This is a genomic window from Dehalococcoidia bacterium (assembly GCA_003597995.1).
In the GTDB taxonomy this organism is placed as follows: domain Bacteria; phylum Chloroflexota; class Dehalococcoidia; order Dehalococcoidales; family UBA1222; genus SURF-27.
Map to the genome: position 1 here is coordinate 11758 of QZJY01000025.1, position 21549 is coordinate 33306.

Here is a 21549-nt window from a genome sequence, read left to right on the forward strand (position 1 = left end):
TCGAGTTATTCGTCTCCGGTATGCTATCATTATTTTATTAGTTTCAGGAGGTTATTATGGATGTAATCGAAGCTATTAACAGCCGCTTTAGCGCCCGGGCGTTCAAGCCCAAGGCCGCCCCGCGGGAAACTATAAATAAAATTTTCGAGGCTGCCGCCAGGACGCCTTCCTGGGCTAATAGCCAGCCGTGGGAGGTTTTCCTGGCCGGCGGAGAGGTGCTGGAAAAACTACGCAACATCAACCTCGAGCGCTTCCGCTCCGGCACTCCCCGCTCCCTGGAGATGCCTGGCCCCCAGAAATGGCCGGAACAGATACAGGTCCGCATCGACCAGAACATGGATAAACGTCTCCAGAGCGTGGGTGTCGAACGAGAGGACAAGGCAGGCCGCCAGAAACTGCTTGAGTATAACTACCGCTTTTTCGATGCCCCGGTAGTGGCGTTTCTATGCATGGAGCGCACCCTTAGCACCTGGTCGGTCTTCGATATGGGGGCCTTTTCGTTAAGCATAATGCTGGCGGCGCGGCGGCACGGCGTCGATTCGATACCCGCCGTCTGGATGACTTCCTACCCCGACCTCATCCGCGAGGCACTTGCGATACCCTCCGACCTGATGATTCTTTTCGCCATTGCGCTGGGCTATCAGGACGAAAAAAATCCCATCAACCGCTTCCGCAGCGCCAGGCGTCCAGTTGATGAAATCGTGCGCTTTAAAGGATTATAAATGGATTGCCTTTAAAAAGTACATAGTGTCCGCAGCAAGAGATAGTCAATTGCGATATCGAAGTATTATCCTCTGGGGATTGTTCATCGGCATTATTCTCCTGGGTGCCGTTTATGTCATTCAGAGTATTACAGGAAACTCAAATACATCTGTTCTCAATTTCAGCGGGCTTTCGATTGTCGGGAAAATTATCCTCGGCCTGGCGACACTACTCCTTATCCTGCACTCGGTATGGACTCTCGGCGTCTTCGGGGGCACGAGTCTCGTTGCTCTGGGATTTACGGCGGGGCTGGTTTCCGAGATCGTGGGAGTCAACTACGCCGAAATCTTCGGCGGTCATTATTTTTATAACATCGCCATTCATCCGAGAATACTCGATGTGCCCTTGTTGATACCTCTAATATGGGCCGGTTTCATATATGCCGGATACAGCATCGTCTCTTCCTTTTCCATCTGGCTCAACAGAGGTGGATTTGGCACAACTCAGCGTAGGATGACGCATAAGGTGCCGTTTGCTGCGCTCGGCGCGCTTATAGTCATGGCTATCGACCTTATTATGGAACCATTACAAGTCGCTGCAGGCAACTGGAGATGGCTGGAAGGCGGGCGTTACTTCGGCATCCCGGCGGGGAATTTTAGCGGATGGTTCCTGGTGGCCTTTATTTCAACACTAATATTCGTAATTTTACAGGAGCACCTGCCACGGCACCGCGGGGATACCGATGAGCATGTGCTCCTGATTCCGGTGATTGGATACGGGTTGCTGTGCGTCATTTTCATACTCTGGGCTTTCAATATAGGCATGTCTTCACTGGCCTTTGTTGGATTTATCACTATGTCACCGACCGTGGCCGTCAACCTTGCCTTGTTCCTGCGCTGGAGAACACTTGCCCGGCGAACCGAGGCTCAACCGGTCATGCCAAACCGATGTGTTATAATCTAACCGCGCCTTAATAAACCGTTATAAAAGGAGAAAGTTATGTGGCATTGGGGTCCTTTCGACTGGTTCTTCGGCAGCGTCTTCGGCATCATAGGGTTTGTGTTTACTCTCGCCATATTTTTTCTGCCGACCATCATCGCGGTGGCACGCCACCATCGCAATGCCTTGGCCATCTTTCTGGTTAACTTTTTGATCGGATGGACCGGTATCGGCTGGATAGTGGCTCTTGTCTGGTCTGTTACCAAATAAACTTCCCACGACCTTACGGTCGGGGTATTAACAGATATGAACTTCGTTCGGTCCGCTTCGCGGCGAACTACATCCCTCGACCACAATGGTCGGGGTATTCGGGAAAAGGTGAGTATAAAGGAGTGGCTGCCTCCTTTCCAGGAGGCAGCCACTTTTTCCATCTCGATAACCACTCAGTCTAATCTGCCAGGCTTATTATTTTCTCCTTGACAGTGGATGTTTTGCTGCCTGCCAGGACAGTCGACTTCAACGGCTGAACCTTGCGATAGACCTCACTGTACAGCTTGCGTTCTCCCTTTACGGTGAGCAGGTCGTTCTCAACCGAGATACCGAAGAGTTTTTCGTTCTCCGCGAGGTATGGCAGTATCAGCTCCCAGTCAGCCTGAGAGGGCGTGGCGATTTCCCCGCCGTTGAGCTGCTCGTCAACCACTTTGCCGTGCGGGTCGCGCACGTAAATGGCACCGCCTGAAGCCAGCGAAAAAAGGTTGGAGCCGGGGTAAGGTGAATTCAACTCCTTGACCTGCCCGCTTTTTTCGTCGAATTCCATCCCGTTGAGGATGACAAATCCTCCACCCTTGAGCGGGTCACCCGCCATGAAAGATTCCGCCAGGAAGTCTAGGCATGTGCCGTTGATAACCACCCTTGGGCGGCCCACGGCGTTGATGAGGGGGCGTCCGGCGGCATTGCCCATGATATACACCTCGCCGCCTTTGGCGCCGTACATAAAGGTCTGCCCGACGTCTCCGTATACCACCAGTTTGCCGCGCTTCATTATCTGACCGAGCTGGTCCTGAGCGTTGCCGTGGACTCTTATCTCCATCCCATCTATGCCCGAAGCCAGATAATCGCCAGAACTGTCATATACGTCTATGCGCACACCGTCGGTTTCCTTACCCAGCCCGCAGCCGGTGAAACGCTGGCCGCGGTAGCCGTAACAGATGAAGCTGCGCCATCCCTGCTGGAAAGCCGCGACTATATAGCGCGCGTCGCAGTCCTCACCTTCCGGCGGGAAATCCCGCGCGTCAATTACCAGCACCTTCTCGTTCCCAATAGGCGCTCCGAGCGTGCCGCGGCCGGCAAAGTTCAAACGGCGGTATTTCCCAACGGAATCCGTGTTGAAGCCGGGAACGGCGTCGAGCAAACGGTGCAGGGCATCTCGTATTATCTGCAACACCGAGCTGCGCTTTTTATCGCCGGTGGTGTATCTGCGGTCGTTCAAAGAGGTGAGGATATCGATAGCCGCCGCTCTGGCTTTATCACTTTCCTGCCCCACTGTTACAAGTTCACTGCTTAGAAAAATGAGCGAGGCGTAGTTCCATTTATTCATGTTTCGCACAAAATAACTTAGGAGCTCGCTGTTGTCCGCCGCTGCCAGTGCGCTCCTTACAGCCTGGGATATGGCCTGGCGACTCACCGGAGCATCATAGTCAGACGGAGCTTTAAAAGCTCTCTGGCCGGGTGGAACAGTGACACTCTCGCCAAACTTATTGGCGCAGGAGAGAATCTTACTGCCATCTCCTCTCCCCGAGTCGCGGACGGTGAACACGAAAGCCCCGCCGTCGGTGGCGCTGCCGCCGCGGGCGTTCCAATACTTGTCGGCGATTGGCCTGAAACGGTGATCCTCCCGCGAGAGGCTCTCCAGCGCGGCATCGATAGACTGCTTTTCCGAGCAGATGAAACCTATCTGCACTTCGCCCTCCTGGAGAGCGAATACCTGCGGCCTCAGCATGGAGGTGTCGGTAATGCCGATAAGCTGATGGTAATGTTTGTACGGGTTGTTACGGGCGATGATGAAGAACCACGGTCCGTCCGGCGAGGCCGGCAAGTGAGTAGATTGTATGTGTTTATAGATATGCTGTTTCTCAGGCAGCAACTGGTCGAAATCGTACTCAGATGTAGGAGCCATGGCTTCGATTATATACTCCAGCGGATAGCCGAAAACGCGGTTCCACAGGTCGAAGAGTTGCACCGAGACTTCGGTATCGGTAAGGAACTGCTGGCGAATGTTGAACTGTTTCAAATATTCGGTTATGGCATAGTAGTTGGCAAAGTCGCCGTTATGCACTAGCGCCTCGTCCATGCCGATAAACGGATGCGCACCGCCCGGGTGCCACACGCGTCCTTTGGTAGGATAACGCTGGTGAGCTATCCAGCCGTACGCCTTGAAATCCTCCAGCCTGTAGTACTGCGCCACCTGTTCGGCATAGCCCACGATTTTAAGTATCATAATATCGCGTCCGTGAGACAGTACGAAGGCACGTTTTTCAACCAGAGACGAGTAGTATTTCTGATTAAGACGGAAGGAGTTCTGCGAGATGAACTCGTCTTCGGCATTGCGCACGTCCATATCGGACAGCTTGTTCTCAGCTACAAAACGCTTCAAGACGTCGGGTTTAACACGCACGAAATAACGCATGACGTCCGGCGGCCGTACCTCCAGGCCTTTTACCTCACGGTAATCCGCCATGTGAGGCACCTCGGAGGCTTTATGCACATCGAGGAATGGAGTTATAAACTCGGTTTCTATCTCGGAGCGAGCAGAGGCATCGAGAAGCGCCACTTGCAGCAGATAATGGCTATCCAGCACCTCCTGTGATACTCCCAGGTCGGCAGCGGAAAGGCCCACCGCCGCGATGCCGCCGCCTTTGCCGTTGCCGCGGTTATGCATCTGCACCGAGGGCTCCATGATATGCCGGCCGCTCACCGGGACCGAGGCGATAAATCCGGTGACACCGCAACCGCCTTCTTCCGCCGCTTTCCTCTCACCGGAATCGACATACGGTAACGCGCCCCGCGAGGCGAGAACTCTATCTATTATGGAATCATTGTCTTGAGCCATGGCTTTTCCTAAATGACCAGTTTATTCTTGGGTGCCTCTGGGTATTTCGACCTCTCAGCCTCATCAAGGTAGTCCATGTTGACCAGAAGGTCGCTCCGGCCAACGAGTTCTTTCATGCTGCGTAAACCGTACTGGCGCAGCAACTGGCACCACTGCTTGCGCCAGGCGAGGTACATATTCACAATACGCTGTTCGGCATATTCTTCGTTGATCATATACCCCAGCTCGGGGTCGGTAGAGGCGATGCCGCGGGCGCAACCCCGTCCGCTCTCGCACTTGCCACAGCGGATGCAGTCCAGCGCCACCAGGTCGGCCGTGCCGATGACCACACCGTCAGCCCCCAGCGCTATTGCCTTGGCCGCGTCCATGGCGTTCCTGATGCCGCCGCTGGCCATAAGGCATACCTGATCGCGGATGCCCTCTTCCTTGAGAAAACGGTGTATGCGCGGAATGGCGTATTCGATGGGCATGGCGATATTCTTTTTGGCGATGTCGGGCGCCGCTCCGGTGCCGCCGTAGCTGCCGTCGAAGTGTATGATGTGGGCACCGGCGTAATAGCTGCCGACGGCCACCATGTCCGCATCGCTGGGCGTGGATACCTTAATGGAGACAAGGGCGCGGGGGTTGATTTCCTTAATCCAATCCACGTGTTTTTTGTGGTCTTCCACCGAATAGACGCTATGGAAAGGGAAAGGCGAGAAAAGAGAACTGCCCACCACCGTCTCGCGGATGGCGGCTACTTCAGGGGTCACTTTATCCCCTAAGAGGTGCCCGCCGAGTCCCGGCTTGGCGCCCTGGGCATATTTGAACTCTACTACCGGGGCGTTCTGAATGGTTTCCTCGCGCACGCCGAAAAGTCCGGTGGCTACCTGGGTAACCACATGCTCGGCATACGGCAAAAACTCCGGCGGATATCCGCCCTCGCCGGTGCAGGTCATGGTGTTCAGGCGTGTAGCTGCCCGCGCCCGGCCCACTATCACCGGCAGAGCCGTCGAACCGAAGGACATGCCTCCGCCGTAGCATGGCAGCGACAACACCTTCTGCGGACGGCCGTCACCGCGGCGGTTGAGGTTCAGGCTGGTATCGATGTCCTCATCGTTGATGTCGAGATAATCCGCCGCATCGGGAATACGGAAACGCATTTTGTCGAAACCGCCGCCTGATGAACCCAGTGAATATTCCAGGTCCACTCGGGGAAGCTCGCCGGTCTCGGCCATGTGCCAGTGCCCGATGAGCATCTCCGGAGTCCAGCGGTAGTCGCCCAGTGCCTGCAGCGTCGGGTTCAAGTTCACGCTGAGCGCCTGGTTGGGGCAGCGCTTCACGCAGTAAAAATCGTTACCGGCGCAAGCGGTTCCGATACACAGATGCGAGCGCGGCGGCAGGGGCCTGGAGTAGCCCTCAGGTTTGATATGCACGCCATAGGGGCAGAGCTCGGCGCACAGGCCGCAAGCGGCGCAGCGCGAGTTGCGTTTAACTAAATACTTGCCGATGGGGTTGCGGAAGCGCGAAGGAGTGTTCACGGATTCAGGCAATATATTTTTAGTTTTGATGGTATTCATATAATCACCCGCATGGTACTTTTCTCTGCCCGAAGATGGGCGCGAAGCTCTCTCTTTCGAGGTCTTCCAGGAACAGGGCGCGCCCCACCTCGCCGCGCAGGCGGCGCACCTCGCGGATGCCGCAGGCTCCCATAACCTCCAGAAGCTGGTTATGCCAGGCGCCGATAAGATTGACGATGCGTTGTACCCCCCAGGCGACATAGATGTCCCCGATGTCCACCGGGCAGGATTCGCCTCGCTTGCAGCGCCCGCACAGACGGCATTCAAGGGCGATGAGCATGGGAATGTCCACCACCACCCCGTCGGCCCCGCAGATGACAGCCTTGGCCATATGCTCGGCCATGGCGATGCCGCCGGAGAAGAGAAGATTGACTGTAGGACGCACCTTGCCATCCACCAGCTTGCGGTGGATCTCGCGTATCATATCGCGCAGGGTGCGCGGGTTGGAAGAACCTGTTTCGCGGCCGTTGTCTTCGGCATAAAAATGCAGCACGTCCACGCCGGTGCCCGTTAGTTCGAGAGCGCGCGAGGCCGCCGAGGCGTCAAGCGGCAGGCCGACCGAGATGAGCAATCCGGGTTTGAAACCGCGCAGCGTGGCAAATTCGCGCTCTATTCCGGATGAGTCGACCATCTCGACCATCCGGCTCTTGCAGATTATGTCAACATATTCCTTATAATTAGCCGCGTCCAGCCTGGGCACCATGGTGCCGTCAAACCCGGTGAAAGATGAGGAATAATCTTTCGCATCGATGAGCATCAAAGTATGCAGCTTTTGCGCCGCCCCGGCCATGGCCAGCAGCTCCTTCTGGCTCAGCACGCCGAAAGCGGGCGGCTGCAAGATCACAGGGAGAGGGATTTCCACGATTTCGGGAAGTGATACTGGTAAATTCCCTTCCTTATCGAAGATGAGCCTCATCGGCTTGCGTGAAAGCTCTATGGAGGTGCTGATATACTCGCGCCCGTGGATGCCATCACGCGTGGGGCGCACGATTTCGGACATATCGGTCCACATGGCATCGAAACCCGCGCCACTGAACAGCCCACGGTAACCCGCGCCGGAAACTGGAATTCTTCCGGTGTGGGCCTGGAACCAGGTCTGGTTGATGATTTCGGGCTGCCAGTACTCGTCGCCCATGAGCGTGTATTCCGGATTGATGACGGGTGAAAAAATACCCTTGGTGCATTCTTGCACGCAGCGGAAACAGCTCTGGCATATATAGAGAAACTCCGGCTCATCCATGGTGATGACGTGCTGGTAGCTATCCTTGTAGACGTTGTAGACGCACTTCTTCTTGACGCACTGCCGGCAACTTCCGGCGCAGTCCTCGCGGAACTCCACCGTTGAAAACTTGCCCACCGCCAGAAAACGCGGCGGCGCGGCTTTCGTCTCTATATGATATTTTTTAGGCATATCGCTAATACCTACTTCATCGGACGCGGCATCAGTCCGGCGGCCTTTACCAGATCGGGTACTCGTTCCTCGGCTTCGATGGCCATGATGTGTATACCTCTAACACCGGGGATAGCCCGCAGCTCGGCGATAGTCTCAATGGCAATTTTCAAACCTTCCTCAACTGCCTTCGGTCCGGTCACCCCCGCCATGCGTTTAATAACTGCTTCGGGCACATCCATTCCGGCGACCTTCGTCGCCATGAACTGCGCCATTTTAGCTGACTTGAGAGGCGTGATGCCCGCCAGGATGTATACCTTTTCCGTCAGTCCTTCTTCCCGCGCCATCCGCATCCATTCCCTGAAACGCGGCAGGTCATAAACGCACTGCGTCTGGATGAAATCGACACCTGCGGCGATTTTCTTGGCCAGCCGCACCACGCGGTAAGACAACGGGTCGGCAAAGGGGTTCTCGGCGGCTCCGATAAACATTTCAGGCGCGCCGTTCAGCGCGAAGCCGCTCATGTCTTTGCCCTCGTCGCGCATGACGCGCACGGCATGCACAAGATTGACCGAGTCGATATCGAACACATTTGACGCTTCCGGCTGGCTGCCCAGGCTCTGATGGTCGCCTGAAAGGCACAGCATATTGCGAATCCCCAGAGAGTAGGCGCCTATGATATCCGACTGCAGCGCGATGCGGTTGCGGTCTCGCGTGACCATCTGCATAACGGGCTCGATGCCCAGCTCTAACAGGTGCAAACAGGCAGCCAGGCTGCTCATTCGCACCACAGCCGTCTGGTTGTCGGTGACGTTCACCGCATCCACGCAGCTTTTGAGCCACTCGCCCTTCCTGTGTATAATCTCAGCATTGGCGCCCCTGGGTGGCCCGCACTCCGCGGTTACCGCAAAGCCCCCGCCGGCAAGGACGCTTTTAAGTTTGCTCGCTCCGTCGCTTTTCATATAACGTGGTCCTCTCGTAGTAAGCGGCGCGGCCCGCCGGCCAGACTGGGACGCCAGTCCTTGGCCGGGATATAGCGCTTCAAATTACCTTGCAGCCCCAGGGCTGTCAGACGGTCGATAATAAGCTGCCAGGCGCAGTCTATATCGGGGCTGACTTCGCACTTGCCGTTCTTCGACCCTCCGCAGGGCCCGTTCATCAGGCGCTTGGAGCAGCGCGTCACCGGGCAGATACCCCCGAAGGTGTCCAGATCGCAGTCGCCGCAGCCAGAGCATTCTTCAGTGAATAAACCGGGTTTTTCCAGAACGCCGATAAAAGTCGTATTTACTCCGGGAAGCAGTACAGATTTAGCAAAGCGCCGTGCCATGGCCTGAACGCCGGCCCCGCAGGCTAAAGAGAGTACGGCTTCGTTACGCGCCACTGCTTGCGCCGCCTCCTGTATGAAGGCATCCTCACACTGGCGCTCTACGGTCAGCTCCTCGGTCTCAATGGACTTGCTCTCCTGGCCGAAAGCTAGGCGGAGAGCCGCGCCCAGAGTGGCTGCTTCGTCCTCTCCGCCGGCAAAGCACGTCTTGACGCAGGTGCCGCATCCCAGGATGAGCACTTTCTGGTAAGGCCGCAGCATCTCTTTTATTTCAGCGATAGGTTTCTGTTTGGCGACTATCATGGGTTATCTCCATTGTATCAAGGATTGTATTCATCAAGCTGTAACTCTGGTCTCTATCTGGGACTAGCTTGCGCGGCCGGCTTAACCGGATTGGGTCCCAGTTCTGCCAGTCCTTTTAGCAGAAGAGTTATGGCAGCGTCCGTGTCACTGCTGGCGGTATAAACTAGCCTCTTGCCGCCCAGGCCTATCTCATCCAGCAGTTTTTGCACCCAGGCAACGCGTTTGGCTGCCCGAATATTGCCGTCGACGCGCTTACATCTGCCGGCAGGGCAGCCTACGACCATCACTCCGTCAGCGCCACATTCGAAGGCTTTCAGCATGAAAATATCTTTGATCATGGATGAGCAGGGCATTTTCACGCTTTGTATGCGAGCAGCCTTTTCCGGGTCCTGCGTAGAAAAAACGCCCCGGTCTAAGGCGTTTACACAGAAGAACACGTGTATCTTTGGTTCGAATTTGCTGCTCATATATCTATCACAGCCTTCAGTGCCTGTCATTTTACTGCTTCTTGAGACAGCTTAACGGCAACAATTCCCGTAAACTGATTCTGCTCAGGCTGATAAACCATCAGGATACGGTATATGGTTGCCGATAGTGAATTTACTATACTACAGCCTGAATTGGCTTGTCAAACCAGCCAGATTGTGCGGAGAGTCATAATATCACTGCATCAATCAGGCAAAAAGAACTTGGGTCACATAAAGAAAACCAACTATTCCAGATTCAAGCATAAAAAAGAGAGGACTGTGACTGGCCGCCCTCTCTTTCAAATCGGAGCGAATGAAGACTAGCGAATGAGCGAGATCAGACCGGTGCTCAGGGCTACCGCCGCGATAACAGCGGCAACAAAGACCAGCACGATGATAACGGTGAGTTCGCGCGAACCGATAATTCTCTTGATCAACTCTCTCAGGTTTTCTTCATTGCGCAGGGCTTCCTCAGCCTTTTCCTGGGCTTCTTTGGCGGCACGCTCGGCAGCAGCCATGGCGCGCGCACTGGCTTCCTCAGCCCTGCGCGCGGCGTCTTCCGCCGCCCTCTTGGCTTCTGCTGCCCTGGCGGCGGCGCCTTCGCCCACGCTGCGGGCAGAGTTGGCCGCATCCTTAGCTTCGCGTGCAACAGCTTCCGCGCGGCGGGCAGCTTCTTCGGCGGCTTTGCGCGCGTCTTCAGCGGCTTTCTTGGAGGCTTCGGCCGCCTCCTTGGCGGCGCGGATGGCCTCCTCCGCCTCTTTGGTCGCTTTGGCGGCTGCATCCCTGGCAACCATTTCAGCCCGGAGGGCGGCTGCCTCAGCGGCCTTGCGCGCGTCTTCGGCGGCTTTTTTGGCAGCTTCCGCTGCCTCCCTGGCGGCGCGAATAGCCTCTTCAACGCCTGTAGCGGCGCTGGCGGCGGCTTCCTTGGCGACCGCTTCGGCGCGCCGGGCGGCCGCCTCAGCAGCCTTGCGCGCGTCCTCGGCGGCCTTTTTGGCAGCTTCCGCTGCCTCCCTGGCGGCGCGGATGGCCTCCTCGGCACCGGTGGCAGCTTCGCTGGCTGCCGTCTGGGCTGCTTCAGTAGCTGTTTTCGATGCCTGAATGGAGGCTTTGGCGGCGGCCTCAGCGGCCTTGGCCATATCCTCGGCCATGGCCACCAGTTTGTGCAATGCCTGAGCGGAGGCCTGGATGGCTTCATCACCCAGCAGGTCCGCTGCTTCGGCCTTCTTGAACGCCTTGTCGGCTACGTCGTATCCTTTTGTGGCCGCTGCCTTGGCTTCAAGCCCGGCCGTTTCAACTCTTTCGGCCACCTTTCCACTCACTCTTACCGAAGCTTCTATAGCTTCGTCGCCGGCGATATCGGCCAATGCAGAGCGGCGACGTACATCCTCGGCAGCCTGGAAAGTGGCGGATGCCAGTCTCTTGCTCTTCCTGCCAGCTTCATCGGCCTTGATGGCAGTTTGAGCGGTGATATGAGCAGCCAGCTCAGCCCTGGCGGCTTTGACCTCTTTGGCGCTGTCGTCAGCCTCTTTGGCTGATTTATTGGCTTTTTCAATGGCCGCAAGCACGGCGGCTTTGGCTGCGCTGGCAGCTCCTTCTGCCCGGGCGGCAGTTTCACCGGCGGCCTTGGCTGCTGCTGCAGCGGCTTCTCTGGCAGCCAGTTCAACTTCCTCGGCTTTACGCGCTGCTTCTTCCGCGGCATACTTGGCCCCGCGTGCCGTTTCCTCCGCTTTAAGAGCGGCCTTTTCGGCTTTCCTGGCAGCTTCTTCCGCAGCCAGCGTGGCGCTCTCGGCGGCCTTACGGGCCATAGCGATGGCTTCGGCGGCAGCTTTCTTGGCGGCTTCGGCGGCCTCTCTGGCGGCCTTTACAGCTTCTTCCGCCCCCAGGATGGCTTTTCGGCTGGCTTCTTCGGCACGCCGGGCGGCTTCATCGGCCGCTTTTTTAAAGGCTTCCAATGCCCTTCTGGATTCCCTGTCGGCTTCTTCGGCCTTGCGGATGGCTTCTTCAGCGGCCAGCTTGGCGGCCTTGGCCTGCGCCTCAGCCTTGGCGGCGGCTTCCTGAGCAGCGCGGGTGGCTGTCTCAGCCGCTTTTTCTCCAGCCTGCCGGGCTTCTATCGCCCGGGCTTGAGCCTCTTTGGAAGCCTTGGTGGCTGAAAGGGCAGCTTCACGCGCCAGTTTGGCGGCTTCCTCGGCCCTGCGGGCGGCTTCGGTTGCCGCATCGATATTGCTGTCCATCTCATCGAGTATCTGGGGCAGCGGTTTGCTCATTATTTTTATGTGTTCGGCGGCCTTCTTCACGGGCTCAGTAACTTTTGGCGACATTTTCTTCCTCCTTAACCCTGAAAACACTCAGACAAAAACGGCTGCCAAGCAGCCTGATTGAATTCGCTCGATTGATCTCTAATTGATGCGTCAATTTTATGTTTTATATGGCGCCTTCAATTCTTGATATTATTATCTTGTTCGTGATTTGTCAACAAACATCCGCTAAGTACGTTGGTTTTATCCCCCGGTACGTTTAAGCAACTCGTCGAAGGCGGTGAACCATTTTAGCTTCACCTCATCAGGCCAGGACGGGTCAAACTCGGGGAACTTATCTATCAGTAACTTGTCCATGCCAGTTCCATTTGGAATTAATCCTGAGTGTTGTGGAATTTCTGTCCCTGCCTTTTTATCCAGGCTCCTGCCTGATTTTTTCACAGCAGCAGATGGGCGAGCGTTTCTGGTCTTTTTAGTAACGAACGGCGATAATTTCATTCCGCCGTCACTGGCCAGCCCTATGAAGAATTTAATGCATTTACGCGCCACATCGTTGGCAATCTGATAGTTATCATGGAAAGCTTCTTCAAGTTGGGCGTAAGTGGCCGCCTGCGAGTCAACCTGGCTGAGGAAGAAAAAACTATAAGATTCATGCGTGACTTGCTTGAGTAGTTCGGTACGCTGGCTGCCTTTGCTGGTTACCAGTTGCCGCAGCTTGACGGTCGGGAACCCGTTCACGTCTATCAGATCGAGGAACCGCAGGGCCGATACCAGTTGCGTCCCGGTGCTGCCCGAAAGACGGTCTCCCCAGTAGCTGCGGTCAATGCGCGCCGGCATGGTCTGTTGCAGACCCTCGAGGAAGTTTAAAAACGTGCGGTAAGACACGTAGGGAGGCAGCAGCTTCTTGGATGAACTGGGTAGCATCACTACAATTGTAGGTTAATTCCAGTCCAAAATGCAACAGGACAAAGGTATTGTTGAGGGGTTGGACAAATTTTTCTTGCGTTGGAATTTTGGCGGACAATATTGGACAGTATTTGACGGATACGTTTGGCACGGCCTAATATTGCCACAAGTTTTACAAAGGAAGGAGTAGGAGCATGGGAGCAGCAATCGAGTATCAAAAACTCATGACGGAAATTGTCCACATCAATCTTCCGGGACCAGCAGAGCCAACGCCGGGAATGAGCGGCGGTGAACTGCTGCATGGCTTCCTGGCAGACCTCTATCGCACCGATAGCCAGGAAGTCAAGAATTACATCAATTCCTTATGCCTGAAGTGGAACGTCCACTACCGCAATACCCCGGCTGGCCGGTAAATCTACATTATAAACATATAAGAAAAAAACAGGAGAGAGCAGGGAAAGGATGAGCAATAACTTCACGTTAGAGGGAGTTACCCAATGAAAAGAAGAAAGATCGCATCCATTGACGTCGGTACTTCCAAAATCTGCACCGTTATGGCGGATACCGATGGCGAGGATTTGCGCATTCTGGGGGTGGGCGTTGCCCCTTCGAACGGCTTGCAAAAGGGCCTCGTCGTCAATCTCAACGACGCCAAGGAATCCATCCGCCAATCCGTGAAAACTGCGGAGCAGGCGGTGGGATACAAACTCGAATCCGCCATGGTTAGCATCACCGGCCGCCACATCAGCTCGGTGAACAACCGCGGCGTCATCGCCATCACCTCCAACAAGCAGATGGTAAAACAGGAAGACGTCGAGCGCGTTCTCAAGGTGGCTCAAAACGTGGCGCAGACCGGCGCATCAGGGTCGATGATCCTGCACCTTATTCCGCAAACATACGCCGTTGACGGGCAGGAAGGCATCAAAAACCCTGTCGGCATGCACGGCTTCCGCCTGGATGTGGATACCCATATAGTAACTGCCGCCACGGCTTCGGTGGAAAACCTCACCAAGTGCGTGCGCGGAGCCGGTATAGAAATCGAACAGCTGATCTTCGCCCCACTGGCCAGTGCGGAAGCGGTGCTCACCGCGGACGAAAGACAGAACGGCGTAATCATGGCCGATATCGGCGGGGGCACCACGGGCGTGGCTGTTTACAAAGACGATAACATTTTCCACACCTCCGTACTCCCCGTCGCCGGCAATTCGATAACCCACGACATTTCCGTCGGTCTGGGCGTCTCCGTGGAACTGGCCGAGGAGATGAAAAAGAAATACGGCAGCGTTGTCCCGGGTGAGGAAAAAATCACTGAAAGAACGCTCACCGAAGACGGGCAAACCGTGCCCTATGCCGAGCTCTACGAGATTATCCGCACCCGTGTGGAAGAGTTGTTGCGGCTGATACTTCTCGAGCTCCCCAACGATTACAGCAAATATATCCGCTCCGGCATGGTTCTTACCGGCGGTACTACCAACCTTCCCGGAATCGCCGAGCTCGGCCTGGAGGTTACGCACTTGCCCGTGCGCATCGGAACTCCTCCGCAGCTCTACGGCGTATCCGACAGCCTGATCGATCCGGCTTTTTCCACCGCCGTGGGCCTGCTTTTATGGAAACAGTCTCACCCCGAAACACCCAGGGCGAGTGAAACGGGCTCAGGCCGCAGTTTCATGTCCGACTTGACCGGCATGTTCAGCCGGAAGCAACCGTCGTAAGAAGAATCTAACTACATTTAAAATTAGGAAGGAGCAACAAATTGGCAAAAACGATTTATGTACAGAGTGGAGCTAAAATCAAGGTTGTCGGCTGCGGCGGCGCCGGCTGCAACGCTATCACGCGCATGGTGCGCGAACAGATTCGCGGTGTCGAATTCGTCGCCATGAACACCGATGCCCAGGCGCTGGCCATCACCGAAGCCCCCATTCGCATACAACTGGGTGAAAAAAATACCCGCGGCCTGGGTGCCGGCGGCGATAATAAAATGGGGCATGCGGCCGCCGAAGAAAGCCGCGATGAAATCCGCCAGGTAGTTGCGGGTTCGGACATGGTATTCATCACCGCCGGCATGGGCGGCGGCACCGGCACTGGTTCCGCACCAGTGGTGGCCCAGATGGCCAAAGAAACCGGGGCGCTTACCATTGCCATCGTCACCAAGCCCTTCGCTTTCGAAGGCACGCACCGCATGAAGGTGGCCGAAGAGGGCATTGCAGAACTTATGCCGAATGTCGATACCCTGGTGCTCATCCCCAACGACCGCCTTTTCGACATCTGCGACCAGAAAACGGGTGTTGACGGCGCCTTCAAACTGGCTGACGAGGTACTGTGCAACGGCGTTCAGGCCATTGCCGAGGTCATCACCGTCCCCGGCCTCATCAACCTGGACTTTGCCGATGTGCGTTCCGTGATGAAAGATGCCGGCCCGGCCTGGATGTCCATCGGACATGGTTCCGGTTCCAATCGCGCTGTCGAAGCCGCCAAGCATGCTCTGCAGAGCCCGCTGCTGGATGTATCTATCGAGGGTTCCAAAGGAGTCATCTTCAACGTCGCCGGCGACAGTTCGCTGACACTCTATGAAGTCAACGCCGCCGCCGACATCATCCGCAAGGCAGTTGACCCGGATGCTAACGTAATTTTCGGCGTACTGCTCGACCCCAACATGGGCAACGAGGTACGTCTGACACTCATCGCCACAGGGTTCGCCACCAAAGAGGGAATGGCCGGAGCCGCCCGCGAACGAGAAATATTCCGCGCACTCAAAAATCTTAAATCGGAAGATGAACTGGAAGTACCCTCTTTCATGCGCCAGCGAGGCATGCTTGCCAGCCGGCGCCCGGCTCCCGCCGCCGATACCCCTCCCTCCTACACGAGGGTGGGAATGGGTGCGGGCATGGGACGCCGCCCGACGCGATAACACCTGCCCTGCTCTTGTGGTAGGGAGGGTAACCCCTCCCTACCACATACTCCTGTGCCAATTTATTGCGGAGGTGGTCTGATGCTTGAGGTTGAATTTAAAGAAAACAAACAGCTTGTCGAAGAGCTTTGCCGCAACCAGTACCACCGCGAGATATTGCGTTTCTTCGCCAGACATCCGTATGCGCGCTTCGATAAACAAGTGCTGCTAGGCGGGCTTGGACTGAGCGATACTCATCGTGTTGAGATGTCTCTGGAAGCTCTCTCCGGGCAGAAACTATTGGAAACGAGGGGAGGGCGCGGAACGCCGTTATACTGGCTCACCAGACGTGAACCGGTTCACGGCGCTATCAAATCCGTTCTCACCCCCGAAGTGCATCAGCCAGGAGATAATCGGGACCGTATGGCCATGATGCAGCTTATCATGCCGCTGAGCCCGTGCTCTGTGATGGTCCCCGCTTCCAAATAGAGCCAAATCCCACCTTTCGATATTAGGTAAAAAAAAGCCCCTCTCATTCCGAGAGGGGCTTTTTTTTATGCGGATGGTCGGTCTGATTCGATAGAGTTCGGCTTACTCTAAAGCCTCAGACGGCAGTTTGTATTTTCTTCCCAGGCTCTGCTGTGCCTTATCGCGCAGCTTTCCAAGGAGAGACTTGAGCTGCTGGTGCTCTTCGCTGTTCAGCACAGAGATGATGTCGTGCATCGGCTTCATCCCGATGGCCTCATGATAAAGCTTTTCGCCTTTCTCAGTCAGTCTAATGCGCACCAGGTTTTTCTTATCCAGGCTTTTTTCTTTCACCACCAGCCCCTGCGCCACCATGCGGCTCAACAGGCTGGATACGGTATGAGGTTCGCGGCCCAGCCAGCGCGATATCTCGGCGGGAGTAGCGCGTTCGCCTATCGCTTTGATAGTGAAGATAGTCCATCCCTGCATCAGCGATATGTTCCACTTGGACAGCTCCACCTCGCCTGCAGTAAACAGCAATGCCCTTGTTTGAGCCAGCAAAATCCATAGATCGAAATCCTGGTCAAGAAACTCAGCCCTGTTCATATGTTCTCCGATGCTCGTATTTGATGGTCGTATAACTGCGCATTATAACACATTATTCATTTGTTTGAGCATTCTCAATACATTCTGGCATCGATTCAATAATGACGATTGACCAAATTGTTGCTTAATTGGGATTTCTGCCTCTCCTGTGATATATTGACTATAAATCATTTCAGAGGTGTCAAAATGGCTGGAAAATGCCCCGGTCAGGATAGCAAAAATCTGCGCTCGGCAGTGTACAAATGCCCGTCCTGCGGCGACCTTGTTGAAATATTCTCGGATGAAGCTCGCTTTCGCTGCAAGAAGTGCGGCCAGTACGTCTACCGCGAAAAGGCGCCTTCCTGCATGGAATGGTGTCCATCAGCCCGCCAGTGCCTGGGCGAAGAAAGATGGAAACAGCTTATGGGGCTGGATAATAAGTAATAAGTTAAGAGGTTGACAATGTCACAAAAAATAACGCTCGGCCCGCGGCCGCTGGTCTATCCCATGCCCAGCTTCCTGGTGGGAGCCAATGTGGAAGGCAACGCCAATTTCATGGCGGTAGCCTGGGGAGGAATTGCCTGCAGCCGCCCGCCTATGGTCAGCGTGGCGCTTCAGCATCACCGCCACACCTACAAGGGGATTAAGGACAAAGGGACTTTTTCGGTCAATATCCCGTCGCAAGATCAAGTAGTGGAAACCGATTACTGCGGTATCGTCTCCGGGGCGAAGAGGGACAAGAACAAGGTCTGCGGCTTTAATATCTTTTACGGCAAGCTCGAAACAGCCCCGATGATAGAGCAATGCCCCTTCAATCTGGAATGCAAGGTTGTCCACATCCTCGGCCTGGGCAGCCACGCCCTGATTATCGGAGAGGTCATCGAGACTTATGTAAACCAGGATTGTCTGACGGAAGGCGAACCTGACGTCACCAAAATCAAGCCCTTCATATACAGTGAAGGGACGATAGCCCAGTATCAGGCCTTCGGCGAAGTGCTGGCGCCCGCATTCAAAGTAGGCCGTAAGCTCAAGACTTCTTAATCTTCTTGCGCAAGAAGTCCATCACCATATGAACTTGCCGGCCCGGTTGGTGGCACTCACTCAGGCTTAGTCTTCCCTAGTGGCAGCCGCAATCGTCATCGTGTTCATGGCCGGAGCATTCGCCTTCACCCGGTACTCCGTCTAAAATCCGCAGCATCTCGCGTCTTCCCGTTCCGAAAGCCGCTAGATTCACATCCAGCGTTCCAGGAGGCACTTTTCTAGCTATTACTTTCTCCCACAGATCGGGATTAAAGGGCGTAAGCATCGAGAGCGCCCCCAGCATAACGGTACTGAGTACGTCGGGATTTCCACTCTCTGTGGCACGGAGAGAAGCTTCGATAACCATTACTTCAGCCGAACGGAGAGATAACAAATACAGTATCTGTGCATCATCCGGGTAAGCTTCGCTGCCGGGGTTGACGGAGGGCCGCGCAACGGCCATATCATTCACGATAGCGATGCCGCCGTTCCTCAGGTATTCACTGCACCTGGCGGCTTCCACTTTTTCAAATGCCAGCAAAATATCCGCTTCGCCCTCGCCGGATGACGCAGCGGACGCATCTTCACCGACGCTCAACCGGGTAATGATGCTGCCGTCACGCTGGGATATGCCCTGGTTGTCCTTTTTCTTGACATCCAGGCCCCTCTCCCTCGCGACCTCCTCAATAATGTCGCCGGCTAGTTCCACCCCCTGCCCTGCCACGCCCGTGATGATTATGTTGAGTTTAATCATTTAGTTCTTCCTCATTAATCATTAGATTATTGCCTGCTCCTATGCGTAGATAATCTCGGTCAGGAGACCGCCGGCTGCTGGTTTCGTAGGTAATCATTGACGGCGGCCTGGATGGTTTCCACCGCCAGTTCTGCGCAATGCTGGTCTTCTTCAGGTAATCCCTGAAGCGTGTCAATCACTTCCTGCGGGGTAATAGCCAGAACCTCTGCCGTCGTCTTCCCCCTGGCAAGTTCGGTGATAACGCTGGCGCAGGCGGTGCAGGTAACGCACTCGTCGCAGGTGAATGTGGCATCTGTGACCTTGCCATCCTCTATCTTGAGCCAGATGGCCATCGTCTCGTCATGGTCATCGTTCACTATCCCGAAACACGAGTGATCGGAAAGCTCGCCCGAGTTGCGCGGGAAGACCATGTGGTCGGCAGCCACTTCCGAATACTTCTGGCGGTAGGTCTCTTTCAGGAAGGCCCAGTATTGGTCCAGAGCCCCATCACCCGTATGTTGATTGTCGGCCATTACGTGCACCACCTTTCGATTATTAAGTCAGAGAGCAGCCTGGATGCTTTATTTTCGTATTCAGTTTAGTCGAACGTATGTCTCTTGGCAAATTTCCAGCAATTTAATGCCACAGAGCACAGCCCTATCTAATTATCTGGAGAATATATAATTAATATAATAAACTACAAGGATGTAATTTCGATGAAGTATAAGTGTTTGGTTTGCGGCTACATCTACGACCCCACGAAGGGCGACCCCGATTCGGGCGTGAAACCCGGCACCTCTTTCGAATCTCTGCCCGACAACTAGTCCTGTCCGGTCTGCGGCGCCAGCAAGAAAGACTTTATCGCCCTGGGTTAGCCGTTACCCTGGAACTTGTTGGTGATAGGCAGCCTTCTGTCGCGCCCGAAGGCGCGCGCCGTTATCTTAATGCCCGGCGGGGCTTGCCGCCGCTTGTATTCGCTGCCGTCAACCAGCTTGACCGCTTTGCGCACCGCCGCCTCGTCCAGCCCCATTTTCAACATCTGTTCCACGCTCTTGTCTTCTTCCACGTAGGCTTTGAGCACCTGGTCGAGTATGTCGTAAGTCGGCAGGCTGTCGCTGTCGCGCTGGTCGGGACGCAGCTCGGCGGAAGGCGGTTTGTCGATTACCGCTTGAGGTATGAGGTCGAAACCGGCCTTCTGATTGCGATAAGCCACCAGCTGATATACCAGCGTCTTGGGTACGTCCTTGAGGATGGCAAAGCCGCCTGCCATATCGCCGTAGAGCGTGGCATAACCCGTCGCCATCTCGCTCTTGTTGCCGGTGGGCAGCACCAGCCAGTCGAACTTGTTGGAGAGCGCCATCACGAAGTTGCCGCGTATCCTCGCCTGGATGTTCTCTTCGGTGGTATCGGGTTTGCTATTCTTGAAAACATCGGCCAGGCTGTCCAGATAGACCTGAAAGGTTTTCTCGATGGGTAATGAGAGCAACTGGATGCCGAGATTCTGCGCCAGTTTTTGCGCATCTGTGATGCTCCCTGGTGAGGAATAGCGCGAGGGCATGGAAACCCCGATGACGTTATCATTGCCCAGTGCGTCGGTTGCTATGGTGGCCACAAGTGCCGAGTCCACCCCGCCCGACAGCCCCAGCACCACCTTCTTGAACCCGTTTTTGACGATGTAGTCGCGCGTGCCGAGCAGCAGGGCGTTATAGATTTCCTCGGCGAGCGGCGTTGGCTTGACCTCTCTTGGAGGCAGAGGAGGTTTGGAGGTTGATTCGACATGCTCCGAGACGGCGATTTTCTGCGTCGCCCAGTCCGGTAAAGCATCGTAAACGGCGTGCTTGCGCCAGCGCGGGTCGTGCAGTCTGGCACGGACGACAGCTTCCACGTCGAGGTCAACTACTATAAAATCTTCCTCGAACTGCTTCCCGCGCGCCAGCACCTCGCCTCTTTCATTCATCACGACGCTGTTGCCATCGAAAACCAGCTCGTCCTGCCCGCCGACGAGATTCGTATAAGCCACGATAGCCATGTTATCCAGCGCCCTGGCGGTAAGTATCCTGGTGCGCTCGCCGGCTTTGCCATAATGGTAAGGCGAGGCACTTATGTTGAGAATGACCTCCGCTCCGGCATATGCCTGCGCCGTAGCCGGACCCGCCTCGTACCAGATATCCTCGCAGATATTGACGCCAACGCCCGTACCCGCGATTACATATACGGGGCATTCGCTGCCAGCCTTAAAATAGCGGTTCTCGTCGAAAACGCCGTAGTTGGGCAGATATATCTTGCGGTAGGTACCGATATGCTTGCCGTCGTGGATGACAGCGGCGGCATTGTACAGGTCTCCGCGCTGCTCTACGAAACCCACGACTACGCTCAGCCCCGCCGATGCCTTGACCAGATTTTCGAGGTACTGGAGGTTCTTGTCTATAAACTGAGGTTTGAGCAACAGGTCTTCCGGTGGATAGCCGCAGATAGCCAGCTCGGGAAATGCCACCAGGTCGACCTTGAGATGCCGCGCTTCGTCGAGTATGCGCACCATCTTCTCCAGGTTGCCGGCAAAGTCGCCGACGGTGGTGTCAATCTGGGCCATCCCCAGGCGCAGGGTGCGAGGTTTCTTATCCATCTTATGTAATCCTAATGCTATCTGCCTGCACTGCCTTTGTCAAGAATATTTGAACAAGTATTCTAGCAGGCTGACAGCAACAATGCACATCTCTCACCCTTCGTCCGCCTAGGCGGACGAAGGGTCTGGCAGGCTAAAAATCTCTCCATCTGCCATCACCGCCATGACAGGCAATCCTCACCCCAAATAAACTTCCCACGACCTTACGGTCGGGGTATTAACAGATACGAACTTCGTTCGGTCCGCTTCGCGGCGAACTACATCCCTCGACCACAATGGTCG

Annotated in this window: 23 protein-coding genes; 11 read left to right on the forward strand and 12 right to left on the reverse strand. The window is 55.5% G+C overall.

The window, feature by feature from the left end; all coding sequences use genetic code 11:
• The first annotated feature begins 56 nt into the window (after positions 1 to 56).
• The 3 genes from C4542_03795 to C4542_03805 are packed head-to-tail and all read left to right on the forward strand — an operon-like array spanning position 57 to position 1911.
• Positions 57 to 722, forward strand: a complete 666-nt coding sequence (locus C4542_03795; GenBank protein ID RJO62451.1) for a nitroreductase — start codon at positions 57 to 59, stop codon at positions 720 to 722.
• A complete protein-coding gene (locus tag C4542_03800) occupies positions 694 to 1665 on the forward strand; it encodes a carotenoid biosynthesis protein (protein RJO62452.1) in 972 nt (323 codons plus the stop codon). Before C4542_03795 ends, C4542_03800 begins: the two co-directional genes overlap by 29 nt.
• Before the next feature lie 36 nt (positions 1666 to 1701).
• Positions 1702 to 1911 carry a superinfection immunity protein gene (locus tag C4542_03805; GenBank protein ID RJO62453.1) on the forward strand — a complete coding sequence of 70 codons (210 nt, stop codon included), beginning with the start codon at positions 1702 to 1704 and terminating at the stop codon, positions 1909 to 1911.
• A 178-nt stretch (positions 1912 to 2089) separates the two neighbouring features.
• On the opposite strand, the gene C4542_03810 is transcribed toward C4542_03805, so the two are convergent.
• The 6 genes from C4542_03810 to C4542_03835 are packed head-to-tail and all read right to left on the reverse strand — an operon-like array spanning position 2090 to position 9823.
• Positions 2090 to 4750 carry a glutamate synthase gene (locus C4542_03810; protein RJO62454.1) on the reverse strand — a complete coding sequence of 887 codons (2661 nt, stop codon included), beginning with the start codon at positions 4748 to 4750 and terminating at the stop codon, positions 2090 to 2092.
• Positions 4751 to 4758: 8 nt separating this feature from the next.
• Positions 4759 to 6309 (reverse strand): FMN-binding glutamate synthase family protein, encoded by a 1551-nt coding sequence (locus tag C4542_03815; GenBank protein RJO62455.1) that lies wholly within the window; start codon positions 6307 to 6309, stop codon positions 4759 to 4761.
• Positions 6310 to 6313: 4 nt separating this feature from the next.
• Positions 6314 to 7720: a hypothetical protein gene (locus C4542_03820; GenBank protein RJO62456.1), complete on the reverse strand. Its 1407-nt coding sequence runs from the start codon at positions 7718 to 7720 to the stop codon at positions 6314 to 6316.
• A gap of 11 nt (positions 7721 to 7731) precedes the next feature.
• Positions 7732 to 8661 (reverse strand): methylenetetrahydrofolate reductase, encoded by a 930-nt coding sequence (locus C4542_03825; protein ID RJO62457.1) that lies wholly within the window; start codon positions 8659 to 8661, stop codon positions 7732 to 7734.
• The gene (locus C4542_03830; GenBank protein RJO62458.1) at positions 8658 to 9326 is read right to left on the reverse strand and encodes a hypothetical protein; all 669 of its coding nucleotides are present in this window, start codon (positions 9324 to 9326) and stop codon (positions 8658 to 8660) included. The genes C4542_03825 and C4542_03830 overlap by 4 nt, the downstream gene beginning before the upstream one ends.
• Before the next feature lie 53 nt (positions 9327 to 9379).
• On the reverse strand, positions 9380 to 9823 hold the full coding sequence (locus C4542_03835; protein ID RJO62459.1) for a hydrogenase iron-sulfur subunit: 444 nt from the start codon (positions 9821 to 9823) through the stop codon (positions 9380 to 9382).
• Between the two features lie 84 nt (positions 9824 to 9907).
• On the opposite strand from C4542_03835, the gene C4542_03840 reads away from it, so the two are divergent.
• On the forward strand, positions 9908 to 10117 hold the full coding sequence (locus tag C4542_03840; protein RJO62460.1) for a hypothetical protein: 210 nt from the start codon (positions 9908 to 9910) through the stop codon (positions 10115 to 10117).
• Here C4542_03840 and C4542_03845 read toward each other — a convergent pair.
• On the reverse strand, positions 10114 to 12111 hold the full coding sequence (locus tag C4542_03845; protein RJO62461.1) for a hypothetical protein: 1998 nt from the start codon (positions 12109 to 12111) through the stop codon (positions 10114 to 10116). The two genes, C4542_03840 and C4542_03845, sit on opposite strands and share 4 nt — an antisense overlap.
• Positions 12112 to 12291: 180 nt before the next feature.
• On the reverse strand, positions 12292 to 12972 hold the full coding sequence (locus tag C4542_03850) for a hypothetical protein (GenBank protein ID RJO62462.1): 681 nt from the start codon (positions 12970 to 12972) through the stop codon (positions 12292 to 12294).
• 176 nt (positions 12973 to 13148) lie between these two features.
• Here C4542_03850 and C4542_03855 point away from each other — a divergent pair, with 176 nt between their 5' ends.
• The 4 genes from C4542_03855 to C4542_03870 all read left to right on the forward strand — a co-directional run bounded on the left by C4542_03855 (position 13149) and on the right by C4542_03870 (position 16330).
• Entirely contained in the window at positions 13149 to 13367 is a 219-nt protein-coding gene (locus tag C4542_03855; GenBank protein RJO62463.1) for a hypothetical protein, read from the forward strand.
• Between the two features lie 84 nt (positions 13368 to 13451).
• The gene (ftsA, locus tag C4542_03860) at positions 13452 to 14666 is read left to right on the forward strand and encodes a cell division protein FtsA (protein ID RJO62464.1); all 1215 of its coding nucleotides are present in this window, start codon (positions 13452 to 13454) and stop codon (positions 14664 to 14666) included.
• Between the two features lie 41 nt (positions 14667 to 14707).
• A complete protein-coding gene (gene ftsZ, locus C4542_03865) occupies positions 14708 to 15862 on the forward strand; it encodes a cell division protein FtsZ (GenBank protein ID RJO62465.1) in 1155 nt (384 codons plus the stop codon).
• Positions 15863 to 15943: 81 nt separating this feature from the next.
• Positions 15944 to 16330 (forward strand): hypothetical protein, encoded by a 387-nt coding sequence (locus tag C4542_03870; protein RJO62466.1) that lies wholly within the window; start codon positions 15944 to 15946, stop codon positions 16328 to 16330.
• A 102-nt stretch (positions 16331 to 16432) separates the two neighbouring features.
• Here the strand turns inward: C4542_03870 and C4542_03875 are convergent, their stop codons facing one another.
• Complete coding sequence (locus C4542_03875) at positions 16433 to 16912, reverse strand: MarR family transcriptional regulator (protein RJO62467.1); 480 nt, start codon at positions 16910 to 16912, stop codon at positions 16433 to 16435.
• A gap of 186 nt (positions 16913 to 17098) precedes the next feature.
• On the opposite strand from C4542_03875, the gene C4542_03880 reads away from it, so the two are divergent.
• Complete coding sequence (locus C4542_03880) at positions 17099 to 17335, forward strand: phosphohydrolase (GenBank protein ID RJO62468.1); 237 nt, start codon at positions 17099 to 17101, stop codon at positions 17333 to 17335.
• 18 nt (positions 17336 to 17353) lie between these two features.
• On the forward strand, positions 17354 to 17932 hold the full coding sequence (locus tag C4542_03885) for a flavin reductase family protein (protein RJO62469.1): 579 nt from the start codon (positions 17354 to 17356) through the stop codon (positions 17930 to 17932).
• A 76-nt stretch (positions 17933 to 18008) separates the two neighbouring features.
• Here C4542_03885 and C4542_03890 read toward each other — a convergent pair whose 3' ends face one another.
• Both C4542_03890 and C4542_03895 read right to left on the reverse strand, forming a co-directional pair.
• Positions 18009 to 18665, reverse strand: a complete 657-nt coding sequence (locus tag C4542_03890; GenBank protein ID RJO62470.1) for an indolepyruvate oxidoreductase subunit beta — start codon at positions 18663 to 18665, stop codon at positions 18009 to 18011.
• Between the two features lie 59 nt (positions 18666 to 18724).
• Positions 18725 to 19177, reverse strand: a complete 453-nt coding sequence (locus C4542_03895; GenBank protein ID RJO62471.1) for an iron-sulfur cluster assembly scaffold protein — start codon at positions 19175 to 19177, stop codon at positions 18725 to 18727.
• 183 nt (positions 19178 to 19360) lie between these two features.
• On the opposite strand from C4542_03895, the gene C4542_03900 reads away from it, so the two are divergent.
• The gene (locus C4542_03900; protein ID RJO62472.1) at positions 19361 to 19468 is read left to right on the forward strand and encodes a hypothetical protein; all 108 of its coding nucleotides are present in this window, start codon (positions 19361 to 19363) and stop codon (positions 19466 to 19468) included.
• Positions 19469 to 19515: 47 nt separating this feature from the next.
• Here the strand turns inward: C4542_03900 and C4542_03905 are convergent, their stop codons facing one another.
• A complete protein-coding gene (locus C4542_03905) occupies positions 19516 to 21267 on the reverse strand; it encodes an NAD+ synthase (GenBank protein ID RJO62473.1) in 1752 nt (583 codons plus the stop codon).
• Positions 21268 to 21549 lie beyond the last annotated feature (282 nt).